At 67.8% G+C, this 18,024-nt stretch carries 18 protein-coding genes; 4 read left to right on the forward strand and 14 right to left on the reverse strand.

Features of this window, described 5'->3' with window-relative positions; translation table 11 throughout:
* Positions 1 to 22 precede the first annotated feature (22 nt).
* Genes rng through RZE79_RS16190 form a run of 8 tightly spaced genes read right to left on the reverse strand, consistent with a single transcriptional unit; the run spans position 23 to position 6,984 of the window.
* Entirely contained in the window at positions 23 to 1,585 is a 1,563-nt protein-coding gene (gene rng, locus RZE79_RS16155) for a ribonuclease G (RefSeq protein ID WP_373696573.1), read from the reverse strand.
* A complete protein-coding gene (locus RZE79_RS16160; RefSeq protein ID WP_319355398.1) occupies positions 1,557 to 2,168 on the reverse strand; it encodes a nucleoside triphosphate pyrophosphatase in 612 nt (203 codons plus the stop codon). The genes rng and RZE79_RS16160 overlap by 29 nt, the downstream gene beginning before the upstream one ends.
* A 40-nt stretch (positions 2,169 to 2,208) precedes the next feature.
* A complete protein-coding gene (gene rlmH / locus RZE79_RS16165) occupies positions 2,209 to 2,676 on the reverse strand; it encodes a 23S rRNA (pseudouridine(1915)-N(3))-methyltransferase RlmH (RefSeq protein ID WP_062470115.1) in 468 nt (155 codons plus the stop codon).
* Entirely contained in the window at positions 2,673 to 3,368 is a 696-nt protein-coding gene (gene rsfS, locus RZE79_RS16170) for a ribosome silencing factor (RefSeq protein WP_319355399.1), read from the reverse strand. The genes rlmH and rsfS overlap by 4 nt, the downstream gene beginning before the upstream one ends.
* Complete coding sequence (gene nadD / locus RZE79_RS16175; protein ID WP_319355400.1) at positions 3,368 to 4,000, reverse strand: nicotinate (nicotinamide) nucleotide adenylyltransferase; 633 nt, start codon at positions 3,998 to 4,000, stop codon at positions 3,368 to 3,370. Before nadD ends, rsfS begins: the two co-directional genes overlap by 1 nt.
* Complete coding sequence (gene hemF / locus RZE79_RS16180; RefSeq protein ID WP_319355401.1) at positions 3,997 to 4,917, reverse strand: oxygen-dependent coproporphyrinogen oxidase; 921 nt, start codon at positions 4,915 to 4,917, stop codon at positions 3,997 to 3,999. Before hemF ends, nadD begins: the two co-directional genes overlap by 4 nt.
* Positions 4,917 to 6,215, reverse strand: coding sequence for a phosphoribosylamine--glycine ligase (gene purD / locus RZE79_RS16185; RefSeq protein ID WP_319355402.1), 1,299 nt, complete (start codon positions 6,213 to 6,215; stop codon positions 4,917 to 4,919). The genes hemF and purD overlap by 1 nt, the downstream gene beginning before the upstream one ends.
* A gap of 43 nt (positions 6,216 to 6,258) precedes the next feature.
* The gene (locus RZE79_RS16190) at positions 6,259 to 6,984 is read right to left on the reverse strand and encodes a YebC/PmpR family DNA-binding transcriptional regulator (RefSeq protein WP_153284113.1); all 726 of its coding nucleotides are present in this window, start codon (positions 6,982 to 6,984) and stop codon (positions 6,259 to 6,261) included.
* Positions 6,985 to 7,102: 118 nt separating this feature from the next.
* On the opposite strand from RZE79_RS16190, the gene RZE79_RS16195 reads away from it, so the two are divergent.
* Genes RZE79_RS16195 through RZE79_RS16210 form a run of 4 tightly spaced genes read left to right on the forward strand, consistent with a single transcriptional unit; the run spans position 7,103 to position 10,510 of the window.
* Positions 7,103 to 7,894 carry a class I SAM-dependent methyltransferase gene (locus tag RZE79_RS16195; protein WP_319355403.1) on the forward strand — a complete coding sequence of 264 codons (792 nt, stop codon included), beginning with the start codon at positions 7,103 to 7,105 and terminating at the stop codon, positions 7,892 to 7,894.
* A 2-nt stretch (positions 7,895 to 7,896) separates the two neighbouring features.
* Complete coding sequence (locus RZE79_RS16200) at positions 7,897 to 8,937, forward strand: Rid family hydrolase (protein WP_319355404.1); 1,041 nt, start codon at positions 7,897 to 7,899, stop codon at positions 8,935 to 8,937.
* 32 nt (positions 8,938 to 8,969) lie between these two features.
* Positions 8,970 to 9,767: a lysophospholipid acyltransferase family protein gene (locus tag RZE79_RS16205; RefSeq protein WP_319355405.1), complete on the forward strand. Its 798-nt coding sequence runs from the start codon at positions 8,970 to 8,972 to the stop codon at positions 9,765 to 9,767.
* Entirely contained in the window at positions 9,731 to 10,510 is a 780-nt protein-coding gene (locus RZE79_RS16210; protein ID WP_319355406.1) for a glycosyltransferase family 2 protein, read from the forward strand. The genes RZE79_RS16205 and RZE79_RS16210 overlap by 37 nt, the downstream gene beginning before the upstream one ends.
* 243 nt (positions 10,511 to 10,753) lie before the next feature.
* On the opposite strand, the gene RZE79_RS16215 is transcribed toward RZE79_RS16210, so the two are convergent.
* The 6 genes from RZE79_RS16215 to cysW form a co-directional block, all read right to left on the reverse strand.
* Positions 10,754 to 12,163, reverse strand: coding sequence for an efflux transporter outer membrane subunit (locus tag RZE79_RS16215; protein ID WP_319355407.1), 1,410 nt, complete (start codon positions 12,161 to 12,163; stop codon positions 10,754 to 10,756).
* A complete protein-coding gene (gene macB, locus RZE79_RS16220) occupies positions 12,156 to 14,138 on the reverse strand; it encodes a macrolide ABC transporter ATP-binding protein/permease MacB (RefSeq protein WP_319355408.1) in 1,983 nt (660 codons plus the stop codon). Before macB ends, RZE79_RS16215 begins: the two co-directional genes overlap by 8 nt.
* The gene (gene macA / locus RZE79_RS16225) at positions 14,135 to 15,301 is read right to left on the reverse strand and encodes a macrolide transporter subunit MacA (protein ID WP_319355409.1); all 1,167 of its coding nucleotides are present in this window, start codon (positions 15,299 to 15,301) and stop codon (positions 14,135 to 14,137) included. Before macA ends, macB begins: the two co-directional genes overlap by 4 nt.
* 201 nt (positions 15,302 to 15,502) lie before the next feature.
* Positions 15,503 to 16,006, reverse strand: a complete 504-nt coding sequence (locus tag RZE79_RS16230) for a disulfide bond formation protein B (RefSeq protein WP_153284105.1) — start codon at positions 16,004 to 16,006, stop codon at positions 15,503 to 15,505.
* Complete coding sequence (locus RZE79_RS16235; RefSeq protein ID WP_099789544.1) at positions 16,003 to 17,100, reverse strand: sulfate/molybdate ABC transporter ATP-binding protein; 1,098 nt, start codon at positions 17,098 to 17,100, stop codon at positions 16,003 to 16,005. The genes RZE79_RS16230 and RZE79_RS16235 overlap by 4 nt, the downstream gene beginning before the upstream one ends.
* A 20-nt stretch (positions 17,101 to 17,120) precedes the next feature.
* A complete protein-coding gene (cysW, locus tag RZE79_RS16240) occupies positions 17,121 to 18,023 on the reverse strand; it encodes a sulfate ABC transporter permease subunit CysW (RefSeq protein ID WP_153284104.1) in 903 nt (300 codons plus the stop codon).
* Between the last annotated feature and the right edge of the window lies 1 nt (position 18,024).

Genomic DNA, 18,024 nt, shown 5'->3' on the forward strand with positions numbered 1-18,024 from the left:
ACGCCACCGCAAACGCTCCAGGCTATAGCAGCACGATGTCGTACTGCCCCTGCCCGATCGCCGGTTCCGACTGCAGCGAGATCGGCTTGCCGATGAAGTCGCTCAGCCCCGCGAGGTGCTGGCTCTCCTCGTCGAGGAAGAGCTCGATGACTTGCGGCGACGAGACGATGCGGAACTCGCGCGGCGTGAACTGCCGCGCCTCGCGCAAGATTTCGCGCATCACGTCGTAGGCCACGCTGCGCGCGGTCTTCACGATGCCTTGCCCGCTGCAGGCCACGCAGGGCTCGCACAGCATGTGGGCCAGCGATTCGCGCGTGCGCTTGCGCGTCATCTCGACCAGGCCGAGCTGCGAGAAACCGCCGGCCGTGGTCTTCACGCGGTCGCGTGCGAGCTGCTTGCGGAACTCGGCCAGCACCTGCTCGCGGTGGTCGTCGCGGGCCATGTCGATGAAGTCGACGATGATGATCCCGCCCAGGTTGCGCAGGCGCAGCTGCCGCGCAATCGCTTGTGCGGCCTCGAGGTTGGTCTTGAAGATGGTGTCGTCGAAATTGCGCGCACCGACGAAGCCGCCGGTGTTCACGTCGACCGTGGTCAGCGCCTCGGTCTGGTCGACCACGAGGTAGCCGCCCGACTTCAGGTCGACGCGCCGGCCGAGTGCCTTCGCGATTTCTTCGTCGACCGAATACAGGTCGAAGATCGGCCGCTCGCCCTTGTAGTGCTGCAGCTTGCCGGCCGCCTGGGGCATGAATTCGAGGCCGAACTTCAGCAGCACCTCGAACTGCTCGCGCGAGTCGATGCGGATCGTCTGCGTGTCTTCGCTCGTCATGTCGCGCAGCACGCGCTGCAGCAGGCTCAGGTCCTGGTGCAGCAGCGACATGGCCGGCATCCGGCCCGAGGCCTCGCGGATGCGCGTCCAGGTCTTGCGCAGGTAGGCGATGTCTTCGGCCAGCTCGGCGTCGGCCGCGTCTTCGCCGTTGGTGCGCAGGATGAAGCCGCCCGTGTTCACGGGCACCACGCCGCCGCTCTCTGCAGCCGCGGCCGCTTCGATGAGCGCCAGCATGCGGTTGCGCAGCGACTCGCGCTGGTCGGGCGGAATCTTCTGCGACACGCCGATGTGGTTGTCCTGCGGCAGGAACACCAGCAGCCGGCCGGCAATGCTGATCTGCGTGGACAGCCGCGCGCCCTTGGTGCCGATCGGGTCCTTGATGACCTGCACCAGCAGCGACTGGCCTTCGAACACCTGCTTCTCGATGGGCACCATCGGCCCGCCGTTGCGGTGGTCGCGCTCGGGCGGCGTGGCGCTCGGGCGCGAGCCCGGCGTGAACGGCGAGACGATGTCGGCCACGTGCAGGAAGGCGGTGCGTTCCAGGCCGATGTCGATGAAGGCCGACTGCATGCCCGGCAGCACGCGCGAGACCTTGCCCAGGTAGATGTTGCCGACCAGCCCGCGCTCGAGCGTGCGCTCGACGTGCAGCTCTTGCACCGCGCCGTGCTCGACCAGCGCCACACGGGTCTCTTGCGGAGACCAGTTGATCAGGATGTCTTGCATGGAATTCTTAAGTATTGAAACCGGCCAGACGCGCATCACGAAGCAGCTGCGCGGTCTCGAACATCGGAAGTCCCATGATGCCCGAATAGGAGCCGCTGATGTGCTCGACGAACGCAGCCGCCGCACCTTGAATCGCATAGGCGCCGGCCTTGCCGAGCGGCTCGCCGCTGGCCGCGTACGCCGCGATCTGTTTCTTCGTGAGTGGGGCGAAGCGCACGCGCGACACGCTCAGCGCCGCATGGCGGCGACGGCCGTGTTGCAGCGCGACGGCGGTGAGCACGCGGTGCGTGGCGCCGGACAGGTGCGCGAGCATGCGTTCGGCGTCGCGCGCGTCCTCGGGCTTGCCGAGGATGGTGCGGCCGAGCGCGACCGTGGTGTCGGCGCAGAGCACCGGCGCATCGGCCAGGCCGAGGCGCTTGCGACGCGCAACGGCGGCATCGAGCTTGAGGGCGGTGACGCGCTGCACGTAGGCGGTCGGCGACTCGTTCGGCAGCAAGGCTTCGAGCGCCTCGGCGTCTTCGTCGGGGCCGGCCAGCAGGAGTTCGTGGCGCACGCCGAGCTGGCCGAGCAATTGGGCGCGACGCGGGCTTTGCGACGCGAGGTAGATGAAGTCAGGCACGTTCAGGTCTCCGTGGTGGGCCCCACCGCCGGCCCCGTGGTCATTCCCGGTGGTAGGGATGGCCCGCGTTGACCGACCACGCCCGGTAGAGCTGTTCGACCAGCAGCACGCGCGCCATGGCGTGCGGCAGGGTCAGGTCGGACAGGCGGATGCGTTCGTGCGCCGCGGCCTTGAAGGCCGGGTCGAGCCCGTCGGGGCCGCCGATGACCAGCGCGACGTCGTCGCCCTCGACCTGCCAGGTCTGCAGCCGTGTGGCCAGCGCCTTGGTGGTGAGCGCGGTGCCGCGCTCGTCGAGCACCACGATGCGCATGCCGCGGGCGATGGCGCCCTCGATGCGCTCGCGCTCGGCGGCATACAGCGTTTCGAGCGTCTTGGAGCCGCGCGGCTCGGTCTTGACGGCGCGCAGCTCGAGCTTGAGCTCGGGCGGGAAGCGCTTGGCGTAGTCGTCCCAGGCAGTCTGCGCCCAGTCGGGCATGCGCTGCCCGACGGCGACCACCAGCAGCTTCATGCGCGGCGGGCGGGTGCCTTCTTGGCCGGCGCCTTCTTTGCAGCGACCTTCTTGGCAGCCGGCTTGCCGACAACCTTCACCGGCACGCGTGCGGTGCCCGTGGCGGACTTCTTCGCAGGCGCCTTCTTGGCGACGGTCTTGCCCGCGGTCTTCTTCGCGGGCGCGCGCTTCGCCGGGGCCTTGGCGGCCTTGGCTTCCTGCTCGGCCGCGCGGATTGCGGTCTTGGCGGCGCTCGAACGGCGCAGGCTCGGCGTCTTGGCGGCGGCCGTCTTCTTCTCTTCGGCGCCCTTCACGGACGACGCGGTGGCCAGCGCGGGCTTGGTGGCGCCGAGCTTGGCGCGCACCGGCTTGTCGCCCCAGATCTCTTCGAGGTGGTAGTACTGGCGGATGGCGGGCTGCATGATGTGCGCCACGGCCGCGCCGCAGTCCACGATGATCCACTCGCCGTTTTCCTCGCCCTCGGTGCGCGGCTTGGCAAAGCCGGCTTCACGCACGGCGTCGCGCACGCTCGAAGCGAGCGCCTTGGTCTGGCGGTTGGAGGTGCCCGACGCCACGATCACGCGCTCGAACAGCGGCGAGAGGTGCTCCGTGTCGAATACCTGGATGTCCTGCGCCTTGACGTCTTCGAGACCATCGATGATGGCTCGCTGGAGTTTTTGGATGTCTTTTTTGGCGGCGGCTTCAGTGGTCATCAGGCAGAACGGTAGAGGTGGTGTTGGTCAATATAGCGTGCAACCGTGGGCGGAACCAGCGAGGAAATGTCCACACCCGACGCCACACGCCGCCGAATGTCGGTGGCGCTGGTGTCCATGGCGGCAGGCAGTTCAAGCGCCTCGAAACGCGCGCCAGCCGGGAGGCCGGGCAGCTGTTTCGGATCAAAACGAGTGACGTCACCCGTCGATAGTGCGCGATACGCTACAGAAACGATAGCAATGCCGAGTATATCCTGCCAGCCGTGCCAGGTCGGCAAGGCCCTGGCTTGGTCGGCGCCCATCACCAGAACGAGCTGTGCGCCGGGTTGCTCTTTCTGCAATTCGTGCAGCGTGTCGAGCGTGTAGGTCGGGCCATCGCGCAACACTTCGCGGCTGTCGATGACGACCTTGCCTTTCAGTTTGCCGAAAGCCAGCTGCGCCATCGCGAGGCGGTCTTCCTTCGGCGTGAGCGTGCGGCTCTTGTGCCAGGCCTGCCCTGTGGGAATGACGTGCAGCTCCGTCAGATCGAGTTGCGCCAATGCAGCTTCGGCCAAGGCAACGTGCGCGTTGTGCGGCGGGTCGAAGGCCCCGCCGAAGACGCCGATGCGCAGAGCGGAACCGGAGGGGCTCACACCCAGTCCCGGCGCACGATGAAGTCGCTGTACAGCGCGGCTTCGGGGCTGCCCGCTTCGGGCTCTTGCCGATACGCCCAGCTCGCGAGCGGCGGCATCGACAGCAGGATCGATTCGGTGCGTCCGCCCGACTGCAGGCCGAAGTGCGTGCCGCGGTCCCACACGAGGTTGAACTCGACGTAGCGTCCGCGCCGGTACAGCTGGAATTCGCGTTCGCGCTCGCCGTATGGCATGCCGCGGCGACGCTCGACGATCGGCAGGTAGGCCTGCAGGAAGGCATCGCCGACCGAGCGGATCAGCGCAAAGCCGTTCTCGATGCCGCCGTCGGCGAAGTCGTCGAAAAAGATGCCGCCGATGCCGCGCTGCTCGTTGCGGTGCTTCAAAAAGAAATACTCGTCGCACCAGGTCTTGAAGCGCGGGTACTTGTCGGCGCCACAGGGTGCGAGTGCGTCGCGGCACGCGGTGTGAAAGTGCACCGCGTCTTCTTCGAAGCCGTAACACGGCGTGAGGTCCATGCCACCGCCGAACCAGCACACGGGCTCGCCGCCGCCCGCGGGTTGCGCGGCCAGCATGCGCACGTTCATATGGACGATCGGCACGTACGGATTGCGCGGGTGGAACACCAGCGACACGCCCATGGCCTCGAACGGCGCGCCCGACAGCTCGGGGCGGTTCTGCGTGGCCGAGGGCGGCAGCTTGGCGCCGCGCACCTGCGAGAAGCCGACGCCGGCACGCTCGAACAGCGCGCCACCTTCGAGGATGCAGGTCAGGCCGCTGCCCTGCAGCGGCTCGCCGGGCTCTTTCTGCCAGGCATCGCGCACCGCGCTGCCGCCGTCCGCCGCCTCGACCGCCGAGATGATCGATTGCTGCAGTCCGCGCAGGTAGTCGCCGACCGCCTTCGGCTGGGTGGCTGGCATCAGGATTGGGGCGTGTTGCGCGCGCTCAGGGCGCGGTAGCCGATGTCCTTGCGGTACTGCGCACCGTCGAACTGCACGCGTGCCGCGACTTCGTAGGCGCGCTGCTGCGCCTGCTTGACGCTGTCGGCCAGCACGGTCACGCAGAGCACGCGGCCGCCGCTGGTCTTGAGCTCGCCGTTCTCGAGCGTGGTGCCCGCGTGGAACACCACGGCATCGGGCGCCTCGGCCGGGATGCCGCTGATGCGGTCGCCCTTGCGCGGCGACAGCGGGTAGCCGTGCGCGGCCATCACCACACCGAGCGCCACGCGACGGTCCCACTGCAGCTCGACCTGGTCGAGCGTGCCGTCGGTGGCGTGCCAGAACACCTCGAACAGGTCGGACTTGAGCCGCATCATGATCGGCTGCGTCTCGGGGTCGCCCATGCGGCAGTTGAATTCGAGCGTCTTGGGCTGGCCGTTGGCGTCGATCATGAGACCGGCATAGAGGAAGCCGGTGAACGGAATGCCGTCCTTTTCCATGCCGCGGATGGTCGGCAGGATGATCTCGCGCATCGCGCGCGCATGCACCTCGGCCGTGACCACGGGCGCGGGCGAATACGCCCCCATGCCGCCGGTGTTCGGGCCTTCGTCGCCATCGAGCAGTCGCTTGTGGTCCTGGCTGGTGGCGAGCGCGGCGACGTTCTTGCCGTCGCACATCACGATGAAGCTGGCTTCTTCGCCTTGCAGGAATTCTTCGATGACGACGCGCGCGCCGCCCTCGTTGTGCGACACGCCGAACTTGTTGTCGACCAGCATGAAGTCGACGGCTTCGTGGGCTTCCTGCGCGGTCATGGCGACCACCACGCCCTTGCCGGCGGCCAGGCCGTCGGCCTTGACGACGATCGGCGCGCCCTTGGCGTCGATGTACGCATGGGCCGCGGCTGCGTCGGTGAAGGCCTCGTATTCGGCCGTCGGAATCTTGTGGCGCTTCATGAAGGCCTTCGAGAAGGCCTTCGAGCTTTCGAGCTGCGCAGCCGCCTGCGTCGGGCCGAAGATGCGCAGGCCGTGCGCGCGGAACTCGTCCACCACGCCGGCCGCCAGTGGCCCCTCGGGACCGACCACGGTCAGCGCGATTTTCTCGGCCATCGCCCACTCGCGCAGCGCGGCGGGTTCGGTGATGTCGATGCAGTCGTAGCGTTCGTCGCTCACGGTGCCGCCGTTGCCGGGTGCCACGTAGACGCGGCTGACCCGGTTGCCCTGCGCCAGCCGCCACGCCAGTGCGTGCTCGCGGCCTCCTCCTCCAATCACCAGTACCTTCATTCGCGGGCTTTCGTTTGTCGCTGTGGTTGCATCATTGATTCGCTCAGTCGGACAGTGCGGCGTTGTGATAAACGTCCTGCACGTCGTCCAGGTCCTCGAGCACGTCGAGGAGCTTCTGCATCTTGGCGGCGTCTTCGCCGGTCACGTCCACGGTGTTCTCGGCGCGCATCGTGATTTCGGCGGCGTCGGGCTTCAGGCCTGCGGCTTCGAGCGCGTTTTTCACGGCCTCGAAGTCGCCGATGGCGGTGAGCACCTCGATGGCGCCGTCGTCGTCGGTGATGACGTCTTCGGCGCCGGCTTCGAGGGCCACTTCCATGACCTTGTCCTCGCTGGTGCCGGGCGCAAAGATGATCTGGCCGCAGTGCTTGAACTGGAAGGCCACCGAGCCTTCGGTGCCCATGTTGCCGCCGTACTTGGAGAAGGCGTGGCGCACTTCGGCCACGGTGCGCACGCGGTTGTCGGTCATGGTGTCGACGATGATCGCCGCGCCGCCGATGCCGTACCCTTCGTAACGAATTTCTTCGTAGTTGACGCCTTCGAGGTTGCCCGTGGCCTTGTCGATGTTGCGCTTGACGGTGTCGATCGGCAGGTTGACCGCCTTGGCCTTTTCGACCGCCAGCCGCAGCCGGGGGTTGGCGCTGAGGTCGGCGCCGCCGGCGCGTGCCGCCACCGTGATTTCACGGATGGCACGGGTCCAGAGCTTGCCCCGTTTCTCGTCCTGGCGGCCCTTGCGGTGCTGAATGTTTGCCCACTTGCTATGTCCGGCCATGGCTATCTCTCTCGCTGTCGTGTGTTTTCAAAGCAAGTGTGGAGTTTACTGTCCGGCGCACACAACGCTCCCCCGGCGCCCGGGATTTCCGCCCGGACCAATTGGTGATAATTGTTCGATGACGCCATCGCCTATTGCCGGTACGGGAAATCCCGACGCCCTGCCGCCGCACGCCCCGCTGCCGCTGTACTACAACACCGAAGCGGAGCATCAGGCATTCCTGCGGCGCATCTTCGACAGCACGGCCGCGGACTACGACCGCATCGAAGCCGTGCTGGCCTTCGGCACCGGCCCCGCGTACCGGCGCGACGCGCTGAAGCAGGCCGGCCTCGCGGCGGGCGCACAGGTGCTCGACGTGGGCATCGGCACCGGGCTCGTCGCCCGCGAGGCCCTGAAGATCATCGGCCCTACCGGCAAACTGACCGGCGTCGACCCCAGCGTCGGGATGATGGGCCAGGTCCGGCTGCCCGGCGTCGAACTGATTCAAGGCGTCGCCGAGGCCCTGCCCCGGCCCGACGCCAGCTGCGATTTCGTGAGCATGGGCTACGCCATGCGCCACATCAGCGATGTGGCCGCCGCCTTTTCCGAATTCCACCGCGTGCTGCGCCCCGGCGGCCGCGTGGTGGTGCTCGAGATCACCAAGCCCGAAGGCCGCATCGCCACGGCGCTGCTCAAGGGCTACATGCGCGCCGTGGTGCCGCTGATCGCCCGCGTGGTCGGCCGCCGCAGCGACACCTCGGAACTGTGGCGCTATTACTGGGACACCATCGAGGCCTGCATCCCGCCCGAGCGCGTCATGCAGGCGCTGGGCGCCGCCGGTTTCGGCGAGGTGCGCCGCTACGCGAGCCTCGGGGTCTTCTCGGCCTACACCGGCCGCAAACCCGAATCCACCGCCGACGAGGTTCGCTGAACGTGCGCCCCCAGGACGACCACCTTCATTCCCCTTTGCGCGTGGAGCGCCTCTCGCTGCCGGACAGCCTCGCGCTGGCCACGCACAGCCATGCCCCCTTTGCCGCACTCGGCTACGGCACGCCGCACGGTGTCGCCTGGATGCCCACGGTCAATGCGCGCGTGCTGTCGCCGCAAGGCGCGATGGCCGACGTGTGGCACGTGGGCGACGGAACCCAGGTCCGATCGGGCACCACCGGCATCGCGCGCTGGCGCACCGACGGGCACTGGCTGCTCGGCGCCATCGACCTCGATGAAGCTGTGGAAGGCCAGAGCCTGACCGAGCTTGCACAGCGCGCCTACCGCGACCTGTTCCGCACGCTCGAGCAGGCCGGCACGCCGCACCTGCAGCGCATCTGGAACTATCTGCCGCGCATCAATGCCGACGGCGGCGGGCTCGAACGCTACCGCCAGTTCAACCTGGGCCGGCAAGAGGCTTTCTTCGAAGCCGGCCGTGCCGCCTTCGAGGGCGCACCGGCCGCCTGCGCGCTGGGCATCCGTCAGGGCGCGCTGTCGATCCGATTCCTCGCGGGACGCGCCGCGCCGCTGCCGGTTGAAAACCCGCGGCAGGTGTCGGCCTACCGCTATCCCGAAACCTACGGCCCGCGCTCGCCGACCTTTTCGCGCGCCGCGCTGGCGGACATCGGCGACGGCCAGGTCGCGCTCTTTATCTCGGGCACGGCAAGCATCGTCGGCCACGAAACCGTGCACCATGGCGACGTGCGTGAGCAAACCCGCGAAACGCTGCGCAACCTCGAGGCCGTGATCGCCTCCGCCCTTGCGCAGACCACCGCGCGGTTCTCGCTCGACGCGCTCGATGGCGTGGTGTACGTGCGGCATCCGTCGGACACCGAGGCCGTGCGCGAGGTGATCGAAGCCGCGCTCGGCGCGCACGCGCCGATGGCCCGCCACGCGGTGTACCTGGAAGCCGACATCTGCCGCAGCGATCTGCTGGTCGAGATCGAGGCCCACACGGTCGCCGCCGGCCAGCTGCAGGCCGCCTGAGCGGTCCGCCGCCCGTCCGACCGACACCACCCATGAACGTGCTGCGTTTTCTCACGTCGATCCCGCTCGCGCTGATGCTCTACGCGCTGCTCCTGTTCCTCGGCCTGATCTCGCTGGTCTGGAACTTCGTCGCCATGCTGCTGTACCCGGTGCTGCCGGCCGCACCGGCGCGCGCGCTGGGCCGCATGACCATCGCCTTTGCCTACCGGATGTTCTGGTGGCTCGCGTCTGTCACCGGCATGATGCGCATCGACGCCTCGTGCCTGGACCCGATGCGCAACGAACCCGGCGTGATCTTCGTGGCCAACCACCCGACCATGCTCGATGCGCTGCTGCTGGTGGCACGGCTGCCGCGCAGCGCCTGCATCATGAAGGCCGAGCTGATGGGCAACATCTTCCTCGGCGCGGGCGCCCGGCTGGCGCGCTACATCAGCAACAAGTCGGCCCGCACCATGGTGCGCCTGGCGGTCAACGACTTGCGCCAGGGCGGCCAGCTCGTGATCTTCCCTGAAGGCACGCGCACAGTGACGCCGCCGCTCAACCCGTTTCGTCCCGGCACCACGCTGATCGCCAAGCTGGCGCAAGCGCCGATCCAGACCGTGTTCATCGACACCGACTCGCCCTACCTGGGCAAGGGCTGGCCGCTGTGGCGCGTGCCACCGCTGCCCATCGTCTTCACGCTGCGGCTGGGCAAGCGCTTTGCGCCGACGCAGGACAGCGATGCGTTGCAGGTCGAGCTGGAACACTATTTCCGTCAACACATGGAGCAGCGCGCCACCGACGCGCCCCCCGAATGCCAGCAGACGCCTCGCGCACCCACCTTGTCCTGATCCCCAGCTACAACACGGGCGAGCGCCTGTTCTCGACGGTCGCCGCGGCGCGGGCCCAATGGAACCCGGTGTGGGTGGTGATCGACGGCAGCAACGACGGCACGGGCGAGCGGCTGCAGCAGATGGCGGCCGGCGACCCCGGTCTGCGCGTGTGGGTGCTGCCGCAGAACCAGGGCAAGGGCTCGGCGGTGCTGCACGGCTTGCGGGCCGCGAAAGAAGCCGGCTTCACGCACGCGCTCACGATGGATTCCGACGGGCAGCATCCGGCGGACCTGATCCCCTCTTTCATGCAAGCCTCGCTGGCGCGGCCCGAGACGATGGTGCTGGGCCGGCCCGTGTTCGACGCCAGCGCGCCGCTGCTGCGGGTACGCGGGCGGCGGGTGTCGAATGGCTGGACGCAACTCGAAACGCTGTTCGCGGGCGTGGGCGATTCGCTCTACGGCTTTCGCGTGTACCCGGTGGTCGACCTGATCGCGGTGATGGCGCGGCAACCGTGGATGCGGCGGTTCGACTTCGACACCGAGGCGGTCGTGCGACTGGCCTGGCGCGGGGTCAAGCCGGTGAATATCGATGCGCCTGTGAAGTACCTGACGGCCGAGGAAGGCGGGGTGTCGCACTTTCGTTATGGCCGCGACAACGTGCTGCTGACTTGGATGCACACGCGGTTGATGGTCGAGTTTGTCTTGCGGCTGCCGGGCCTGTTGCTGCGCAAGCTGCGAGGCGCGCCGCCGTTTCAGGCTTAGGTCTCTTTTGAGGGGCGCCCGACAGGCGGTACGGCGCGGTCGGCCCCACTGTGCCGGTCGCTTCGCGGCTCCCCTGCGGTGCTCGCGTTTCGCGGGGTCTTGCAGAACTCGCCTTCGGCTCAAACAGCTGCAAGCCCTGATCCGCGAAACGCTGCGCTCCTCGGCGGCACAGAGGGGCCGCCCACACCGCACCGCCTGCCGGGCACCTGCTGTGGTGTGGGAGCTCTTCCCCTCTTCCTCTTCCTACTCGGCGATGGCTGCGCCGCCCAGCGCCTTGTACAACGTCATCGTGGCGTTGAGCTGGTTCAACCGGTTCTGCGCCACGGACACCTCTGCGATGCGGCGTTTGTCCTTGGCATCGAGCACCGGCTGCAGCGCGGTGGCGCCGGCGCGGTAGCGCACTTCCGACAGCGCTTCCGCGCGCTGCGCCTGCTGCAGCGCCACCGCCAGCTTCACGCTTTCGTCCTGCAGCTGAGTCCGTGACGACAGCGCGTTCTCCACCTCGGACAACGCGGTGTAGAGCGACTGGCGGAATCCGATGACCGCTTCTTCGTACTGCGTCTGCGACACAGCGACGGTCAGCCGCGCGGTGTTCCATTGCAGGAAAGGCAACACCAGGCCGACACCCAGCGTGGCGATCGGGTTTTTTAGCACCTCGCCCAGTGCATTGCTCCCCGCGCCCAGCGAGCCGGTGAGACTCAGCACGGGATAGAAGCTGGTGCGCGTCGCATCGACGTTCGCCAGCGACGCGCGCAGCCGCTGTTCCGCGGCACGCAGATCGGGACGACTTCCGAGCAGGTTCGCGGGCAGGCCGGCATCGATCACTGGCAAAGCCGTATCCGGCAGTTGCGACGGCTCCTCTCTCGGAGTGTCGGGCGGCATGTCGAACAGGATCGCCAAGGCGTTGCGCGCTTCGACGCGCTGCTGCAGCAGCTGCGTGTGCGCTGCTTCCTGGCTCGCGAGGTTCTGGCCGGCCTGCGCGACGTCGAGCCCGGACACTGCCCCCGCCGCGTACTTGGCGCGCACCAGCGCCTGGATGCGCCGCGCATCGGCCATGCCAGCTTCGCTCAGCGCGATGCGGTGGTTCAGGTAGCCGGTCTGCCAGTACAGCCCGGCAGTCGTGCCCACCAGCGCCAACGCCGTGGCCTCGCGGTCGGACCGGGTGGCCTGCAGCTCCCAGTCGGCGACGCTGCGTTGCGCCGACAGGCGGCCCCACAGGTCGATTTCGTAGCTCAGGTTCAGCGAGGAGTTCGCGCTCGACCCGGCCACGTTGCCGCGCTTCAGGTCGAAGCTGCGGCTGGTGCCGACTTGCCCCGCCACGCCCGGCGTGAGGTTCGTGTTCGCCAAGCCGGCCTGCAACTGCGCGCGCTGCACGCGGATGCTTGCGGCCGCCAGGTTGTTGTTGGTGCGCAGGGCGTTGTCGATGAGGGTGTCGAGCCGCGCATCGTTGAAGGCGGTCCACCAACGGGTCTGCGGTATGACCGCCGCGTTCTGCGGTATGACCGCCGCGTTCTGCGGCATGGGCTGCTGCTGTTGCCACGCCTGCGGCACGCCGAGCGGTCGCTGTTCGCGCCGCTCCGGTTGGAACAGCGTGCAGCCGCCGAGCACCAGCGCGATGGCGAGCGCTCCCAAGGTCAGGCGCGCGCTACTCACGGGCCAGTGCCTCGATCGGGTCGAGCCGCGCGGCGTTGCGCGCCGGCAGGTACCCGAAGAGCACGCCGATGAGCGACGCGCACAGGAAGGCCGACACCACCGCCCCCAGCGAAAAGATCATTTGCCATTGCTTCACGAACACCGAGAACAGAAAGCTGATGCCGTACGACAGCAGCACACCGATGAATCCACCGACCAGGCACACGAGCACGGCCTCGGTCAGGAACTGCTGGAGCACGTCGCTCTGGCGCGCGCCCACGGCCATGCGGATGCCGATCTCTCGGGTGCGCTCGGTCACTGACACCAGCATGATGTTCATCACGCCGATGCCGCCCACCACCAGAGAGATCACCGCGATCAGCGACAGCAGCAGGGTGAGCGACTGGCTCGTGCGCTCGGCCGTCTTCACGATGCTGTCCATGTTGAAGGTGAAAAAGTCCTTGCCGCCGTGGCGCAGCGTGAGCAGCCGCACGATGCTCTCTTCGGCCGCCTTGGTGGGCTGGTCGTCGCGGATGCGCACGGTGATGCCGTCGAAGTGCTGCTGGCCGAACAGGCGGCTCGCGCCGGTGCTGTAGGGCAGCCAGATGTTGAGCGACTTGTTCTCGCTGAACATGCTCTTCTTTTCCTGCGCCACGCCAATCACGGTGCACGGCAGGCTGCCCACGAGGATGACCTTGCCGATCGGGTCGGTGCCCTCGGGAAAGAGCTTGCGCCGCGTGTTCTGGTCGATCACCACCACCTGCGACTGCTGCCGCACGTCGTTGGCGTTGAACGGCGCGCCGCTGGCCATCTGGATGTCGCGCACGCTGAAGAAGTTGTCGCTGACGCCATTCACGTTGCCGCTCACGTCGGCGCTGCGGTAGCGCAAGCGCAGGCTGCGCAGGGTGGTGGGCGTGACGCTGTGCACGAAGGGCTGCGCGGCAATGGCCTGCAGATCGGCGGGCAGCAGCGTGCGAATGCTCGCGGCCTTGTCGTCGCCGAAGTCGCGGCCCGGGTAGATGTCGAGCGTGCTGGTGCCGATGGCCTTGATGTCGGCCAGCACGAAGCGCTTGGCGCCCTCCCCGATGGCCACGATCGACACGACCGAGGTGATGCCGATGATGATGCCCAGCATGGTCAGCGCCGTGCGCATGCGGTGCGCCATCATCGAACGCCAAGCCATGCGGAAGGCTTCGGAAAAACGCGCCCAGCCGGTGCTGAAGCGCGCGATGCCGAGCGTGGGGCGCGTCATCGCGGGTGGTGCCGGGGTGTCGTCCCCCACCGTCTGCGCGGGTGCGGCCACGGTCGGTACGTTCGGCCGGTCGCCGACGATCACGCCGTCGGCGATCTCGATGATGCGTTCGGTGCAGCGCGCCACCTGCATGTCGTGCGTCACGATGATGATGGTGTGCCCCTGCGCATGCAGCTCGCGCAGGATGCCGATGACCTCCTGGCCACTCTTGCTGTCGAGCGCGCCGGTGGGCTCGTCGGCCAGGATGACCTGCCCGCCGTTCATCAGCGCGCGCGCAATGCTCACGCGCTGCTGCTGGCCGCCCGAGAGCTGGCTCGGCCGGTGCTCGGTGCGGTCTTCGAGGCCCAGGCGCGCGAGCAGTTGCCGCGCCCGCGCATCGCGCGCCGTGCCCTCGGTGCCGGCGTAGACGGCGGGCACCTCGACGTTGCCGGTGGCCGTCAGGTGCTGCATGAGGTGGTAGCGCTGGAAGATGAAGCCGAAGTGCTCGCGCCGCAGTGCAGCGAGCGCGTCGCTGTCGAGCGTGCCCACGTCCTGGCCCGACACGGTGTAGGTGCCGGTGGTCGGCCGGTCGAGGCAGCCGAGGATGTTCATGAGCGTCGACTTGCCCGAACCCGAGGCGCCGACGATGGCCAGCATTTCGCCGTGGCCGATGTCCAGGTCGACATCTTTCAGCACCTGGACCTCCTGCTCGCCCGAGGGAAAGCTGCGGCCGATGCCGCGCAGGGTCAGCAACGGCTGCGTCACTGGCGCGGCCTCCGGTTGCCGCTGTCGTTGCCGCTGCCGTCGGTCTTCTCCAATGCCGACGCGTCGCCGGTGATGACGTTGTCGCCCTCCTCCAGGCCTTCGAGCACCTGGGCCTGGAAGTTGTTGCGGATGCCGAGACGCACCTGCCGCTTTTCCACGCGCTGGTCGGGCAGGAGCACGCGCACTTCATGGCGGCCGTCCTTGTCGCGCGTGCCGAGCGCAGTGAGCGGCACGGTCAGCGCCTGCTTCGCCTCGCCCAGCAGGATGGCGACCTGCGCCGTCATGTCGACGCGCAGCGTGCGGTCGGGGTTGGGCACGTCGAACAGCGCGTTGAAGAACACGGCGTTGTTGATCTTCTCTGGCGACGGCTGCACCGCGCGCAGCGTGCCGTGGTAGCGCGTGTCGGGGTCGCCGAGGATGGTGAAGTACACGGGCTGGCCCGCCTTCACGCGCACCACGTCGGCCTCGGACACCTGGGCCTTCACGGTCATGGTCGACAGGTCGGCCAGCTTCATGAGCGTGGGCACCTGGAACGAGGCCACCACGGTCTGGCCTTCGAGCGTGTTGATCGACACCACGTCGCCATCGATGGGCGCCATGATGCGCGTGTACGACAGGTTGGTCTGCGCCGAGGCCAGGGCCAGCTTCTGCTGGCGGATCTGCGCGTCGAGCGACACGGCGTCGGCGCGCAGCGCGCGCAGTTCGGTGTCGGCGCCTTCCAGGTCCTGGCGCGCGGCGGCGTCCTGCGCCAGCATGTCGCGTTGGCGCGCCCAGGTGAGCTCGGCCTGCTTCACGCGGACTTCCTTCGCGAGCTTCTGCGCCTGCAGGTTCTCGAGCTTGGCCTGCTCCTGCGCGAGGGTGTTCTGCGAGATGACGGGGTCGATCTCGGCGAGCCAGTCGCCCTTCTTCACGGGCTGGCCGAGCACCACCTTCAGCGACTTGAGTTGGCCCGACACCTGCGCACCCACCTCGACCTGCTTGAAGGCCTGCAGCACGCCGCTGGCGAGCACCGCGTTCTCGAGGTCGCCGCGCTGCACGGTGGCGGTGAGGTAGTCGGTTTTCTTCGGCGGGCTCAGCCAGAAGAAGGCCGCGATGGCCAGCACGACGAGCAAGGCCAGGCCGACAAGGAGCTTGCGCGATCGTCGCGAGGGAGTGGTGGGCATGCAGTGACAGTGGGATGAAACGGGCGGCGGAACCCGGGAAAGGATGCGATTGATCCTAGCCCCGGTTGCTGAAGGCCTGCTAAAGCACGCAATTTCGACGGGCCTTCGCCTCGGCCCGCAGCGGCGCAGCCATTGAAAACGGCGTGGCCCGCTGCCCTCGAAAGGCAGCGGGCCACGCCGCAAAAATTACTGAAAAAGAACTCAGCGCGCCGTGCGCCGACGCAGCAGCAAGGTGAGGAGCAACAGCGCCAGCACCGTGAATGCAATGAACGACCAGTTCGCCAGCGTCAGGCCGAACAGCGACCAGTCGATCTTGGAGCAGTCGCCGCCGCCGCGGAAGATCATCGGCAGCGCGCGCTTGAGCGGGAAGGTCTCGATCATTCCGTACAGGTCACGCCCGCACGAAACGACTTCGGGCGGATACCACTGCAGCCAGCTTTGCTGCGCCGCCGTGTAGGCACCGCCCACCGCCGCCGCCAGCGCCAGCACCCCGCCCGTCACCTGCAGGCCGCGGCTGTTGAACAGCGCCGCCAGGCCCGTGAAGAGCGCCACGAGCATCAGCGCGTAGCGCTGCACGATGCACATGGGACAGGGTTCGAGCCCGACCACGTGTTGCAGATACAGCCCGAAGGCCAGCATCAGGACACAGGCCAGGCAGATCAGCGCGAGCGCGCGGCGCGGCGCGCCGAAGTACCAATGGATCAAGGAGACACCCAATCTTCTTCTACGAACACCCTGGCCTTGCGGGGGTTGGCGACGACGGTGTCGCCTTCCTTCAAGTCCAGGTCGCGGAACTGTTGCGCAGGGAGTTGCGCTTCGATGATGGTTCCGGAGCCCGGATTATCTGGATTCGTTTCAGTGGGCTCAAGTTCCAGCCGCGCGATCGGTCCGACCACAATCGCGCGCGACAGCGTGGCGACGATGCCGGTGGCCCCCGCCACGTAGCGGGTCACGTCCAGGTCGTGCGGGCGCACGTAGGCCAGTGCCTTGGCGTCGCGCGCGGTGCTGTGCTCGGGCGAGTCGATGCGCATGCCATCCAGTTGCACGGCGCCGTTGTCGGCCCGGCCGTGGAACAGGTTCACGTCGCCCAGGAAGCCGTAGACGAACGGGCTCGCGGGCTTGTCCCACACGTCCTGCGGCGAGCCGACCTGCTCGATGCGGCCCTTGTTGATGACCACCACGCGGTCGGCCACTTCGAGCGCTTCTTCCTGGTCGTGCGTGACGAAGATCGAGGTGACGTGCAGCTCATCGTGCAGCCGGCGCAGCCAGCGGCGCAGTTCCTTGCGCACCTTGGCGTCGAGCGCGCCGAAGGGTTCGTCGAGCAGCAGCACCTTGGGCTCCACCGCCAGCGCACGGGCCAGCGCGATGCGCTGGCGCTGGCCGCCGGACAGCTGCGACGGGTAGCGGTCGGCCAGCCAGTCGAGCTGCACCAGCTTGAGCAGGTCGGTCACCTTCTGCTTGATCTGCGCGTCGCTCGGGCGCTCCTTGCGCGGCTTCACGCGCAGGCCGAAGGCCACGTTCTCGAACACGGTCATGTGGCGGAACAGCGCGTAGTGCTGAAACACGAAGCCCACCTGGCGTTCGCGCACGTGCACGTCGGTCGTGTCTTCGCCCGAGAAATGGATGCTGCCGGTGTCGGCCGTTTCCAGGCCCGCGATGATGCGCAGCAGCGTGGTCTTGCCGCAGCCCGAGGGGCCGAGCAGCGCGACGAGTTCGCCCGACTCGACGTCGAGGTTCACGTTGTTCAGCGCCCGGAAGTCGCCGAACTGCTTGCTGATGTTGCGGATTTCGATGCTCATGGTCTTGTTCTCTCGTCTTCTCAGGCCGCCGAAGGCTCGGGGGGACGCTCGGGCGGCAGCTCGGCGATGGCTTTCATTTCGCGCTCATGGCGCCACTCGATGACCGACTTGATCACCAGGGTGACCAGCGCCAGGATCGCCAGCAGCGAAGCCACGGCAAACGCAGCCACCGACTGGTATTCGTTGTAGAGCACTTCGACGTGCAGCGGCATCGTGTTGGTCTGGCCGCGGATGTGGCCCGACACCACCGACACCGCGCCGAACTCACCCATGGCGCGCGCGTTGCACAGGATCACGCCGTACAGCAGGCCCCACTTGATGTTGGGCAAGGTCACGCGCCAGAAGGTCTGCCAGCCGGTCGCGCCGAGCACGATGGCGGCCTGCTCTTCGTCGGTGCCCTGCGCCTGCATCAGCGGAATGAGTTCGCGCGCAATGAAGGGAAAGGTCACGAACACGGTGGCCAGCACGATGCCGGGCACGGCGAAGATGATCTTGATGTCGTGCTCCGCCAGCCACGGGCCAAACCAGCCCTGCGCGCCGAACACCAGCACGTAGATCAGGCCCGCGACCACCGGCGACACCGCGAACGGCAGGTCGATCAGCGTGGTCAAGAAGGCCTTGCCACGGAACTCGAACTTGGCGATGGCCCAGGCCGCGGCCACGCCGAAGACGAGGTTCATCGGCACGGCGATGGCGGCGGTGATGAGCGTGAGTCGGATCGCACTCCACGCATCGGGCTCCTTCAGCGCCTCGAGATAAGCGTTGAGACCCTTGCGCAGCGCTTCGACCGCCACGGCCGCCAGCGGCAGCACGAGGAACAGGAACATGAACGCGAGCGCGATGCCGATCAGCGTCCAGCGGACCCAGGCCGACTCGGTGGTGCCGGCCTGTGCGCGGCGGATGATCTTGGAAGGTGCGCTCATG

It is taken from the genome of Variovorax sp. EBFNA2, from assembly GCF_033802765.1.
Classification (GTDB): Bacteria; Pseudomonadota; Gammaproteobacteria; order Burkholderiales; family Burkholderiaceae_C; genus Variovorax; species Variovorax paradoxus_H.

Coding starts and splice junctions, on each gene's coding strand:
- rng (WP_373696573.1), bottom strand. CDS start 1,585: ATGCGCGTCTGGCCGGTTTCAATACTTAAGAATTCCATGCAAGACATC.
- rlmH (WP_062470115.1), bottom strand. CDS start 2,676: ATGAAGCTGCTGGTGGTCGCCGTCGGGCAGCGCATGCCCGACTGGGCG.
- rsfS (WP_319355399.1), bottom strand. CDS start 3,368: ATGACCACTGAAGCCGCCGCCAAAAAAGACATCCAAAAACTCCAGCGA.
- hemF (WP_319355401.1), bottom strand. CDS start 4,917: ATGCCAGCCACCCAGCCGAAGGCGGTCGGCGACTACCTGCGCGGACTG.
- purD (WP_319355402.1), bottom strand. CDS start 6,215: ATGAAGGTACTGGTGATTGGAGGAGGAGGCCGCGAGCACGCACTGGCG.
- RZE79_RS16190 (WP_153284113.1), bottom strand. CDS start 6,984: ATGGCCGGACATAGCAAGTGGGCAAACATTCAGCACCGCAAGGGCCGC.
- RZE79_RS16195 (WP_319355403.1), top strand. CDS start 7,103: ATGACGCCATCGCCTATTGCCGGTACGGGAAATCCCGACGCCCTGCCG.
- RZE79_RS16205 (WP_319355405.1), top strand. CDS start 8,970: ATGAACGTGCTGCGTTTTCTCACGTCGATCCCGCTCGCGCTGATGCTC.
- RZE79_RS16210 (WP_319355406.1), top strand. CDS start 9,731: ATGCCAGCAGACGCCTCGCGCACCCACCTTGTCCTGATCCCCAGCTAC.
- macA (WP_319355409.1), bottom strand. CDS start 15,301: ATGCCCACCACTCCCTCGCGACGATCGCGCAAGCTCCTTGTCGGCCTG.
- RZE79_RS16235 (WP_099789544.1), bottom strand. CDS start 17,100: ATGAGCATCGAAATCCGCAACATCAGCAAGCAGTTCGGCGACTTCCGG.
- cysW (WP_153284104.1), bottom strand. CDS start 18,023: ATGAGCGCACCTTCCAAGATCATCCGCCGCGCACAGGCCGGCACCACC.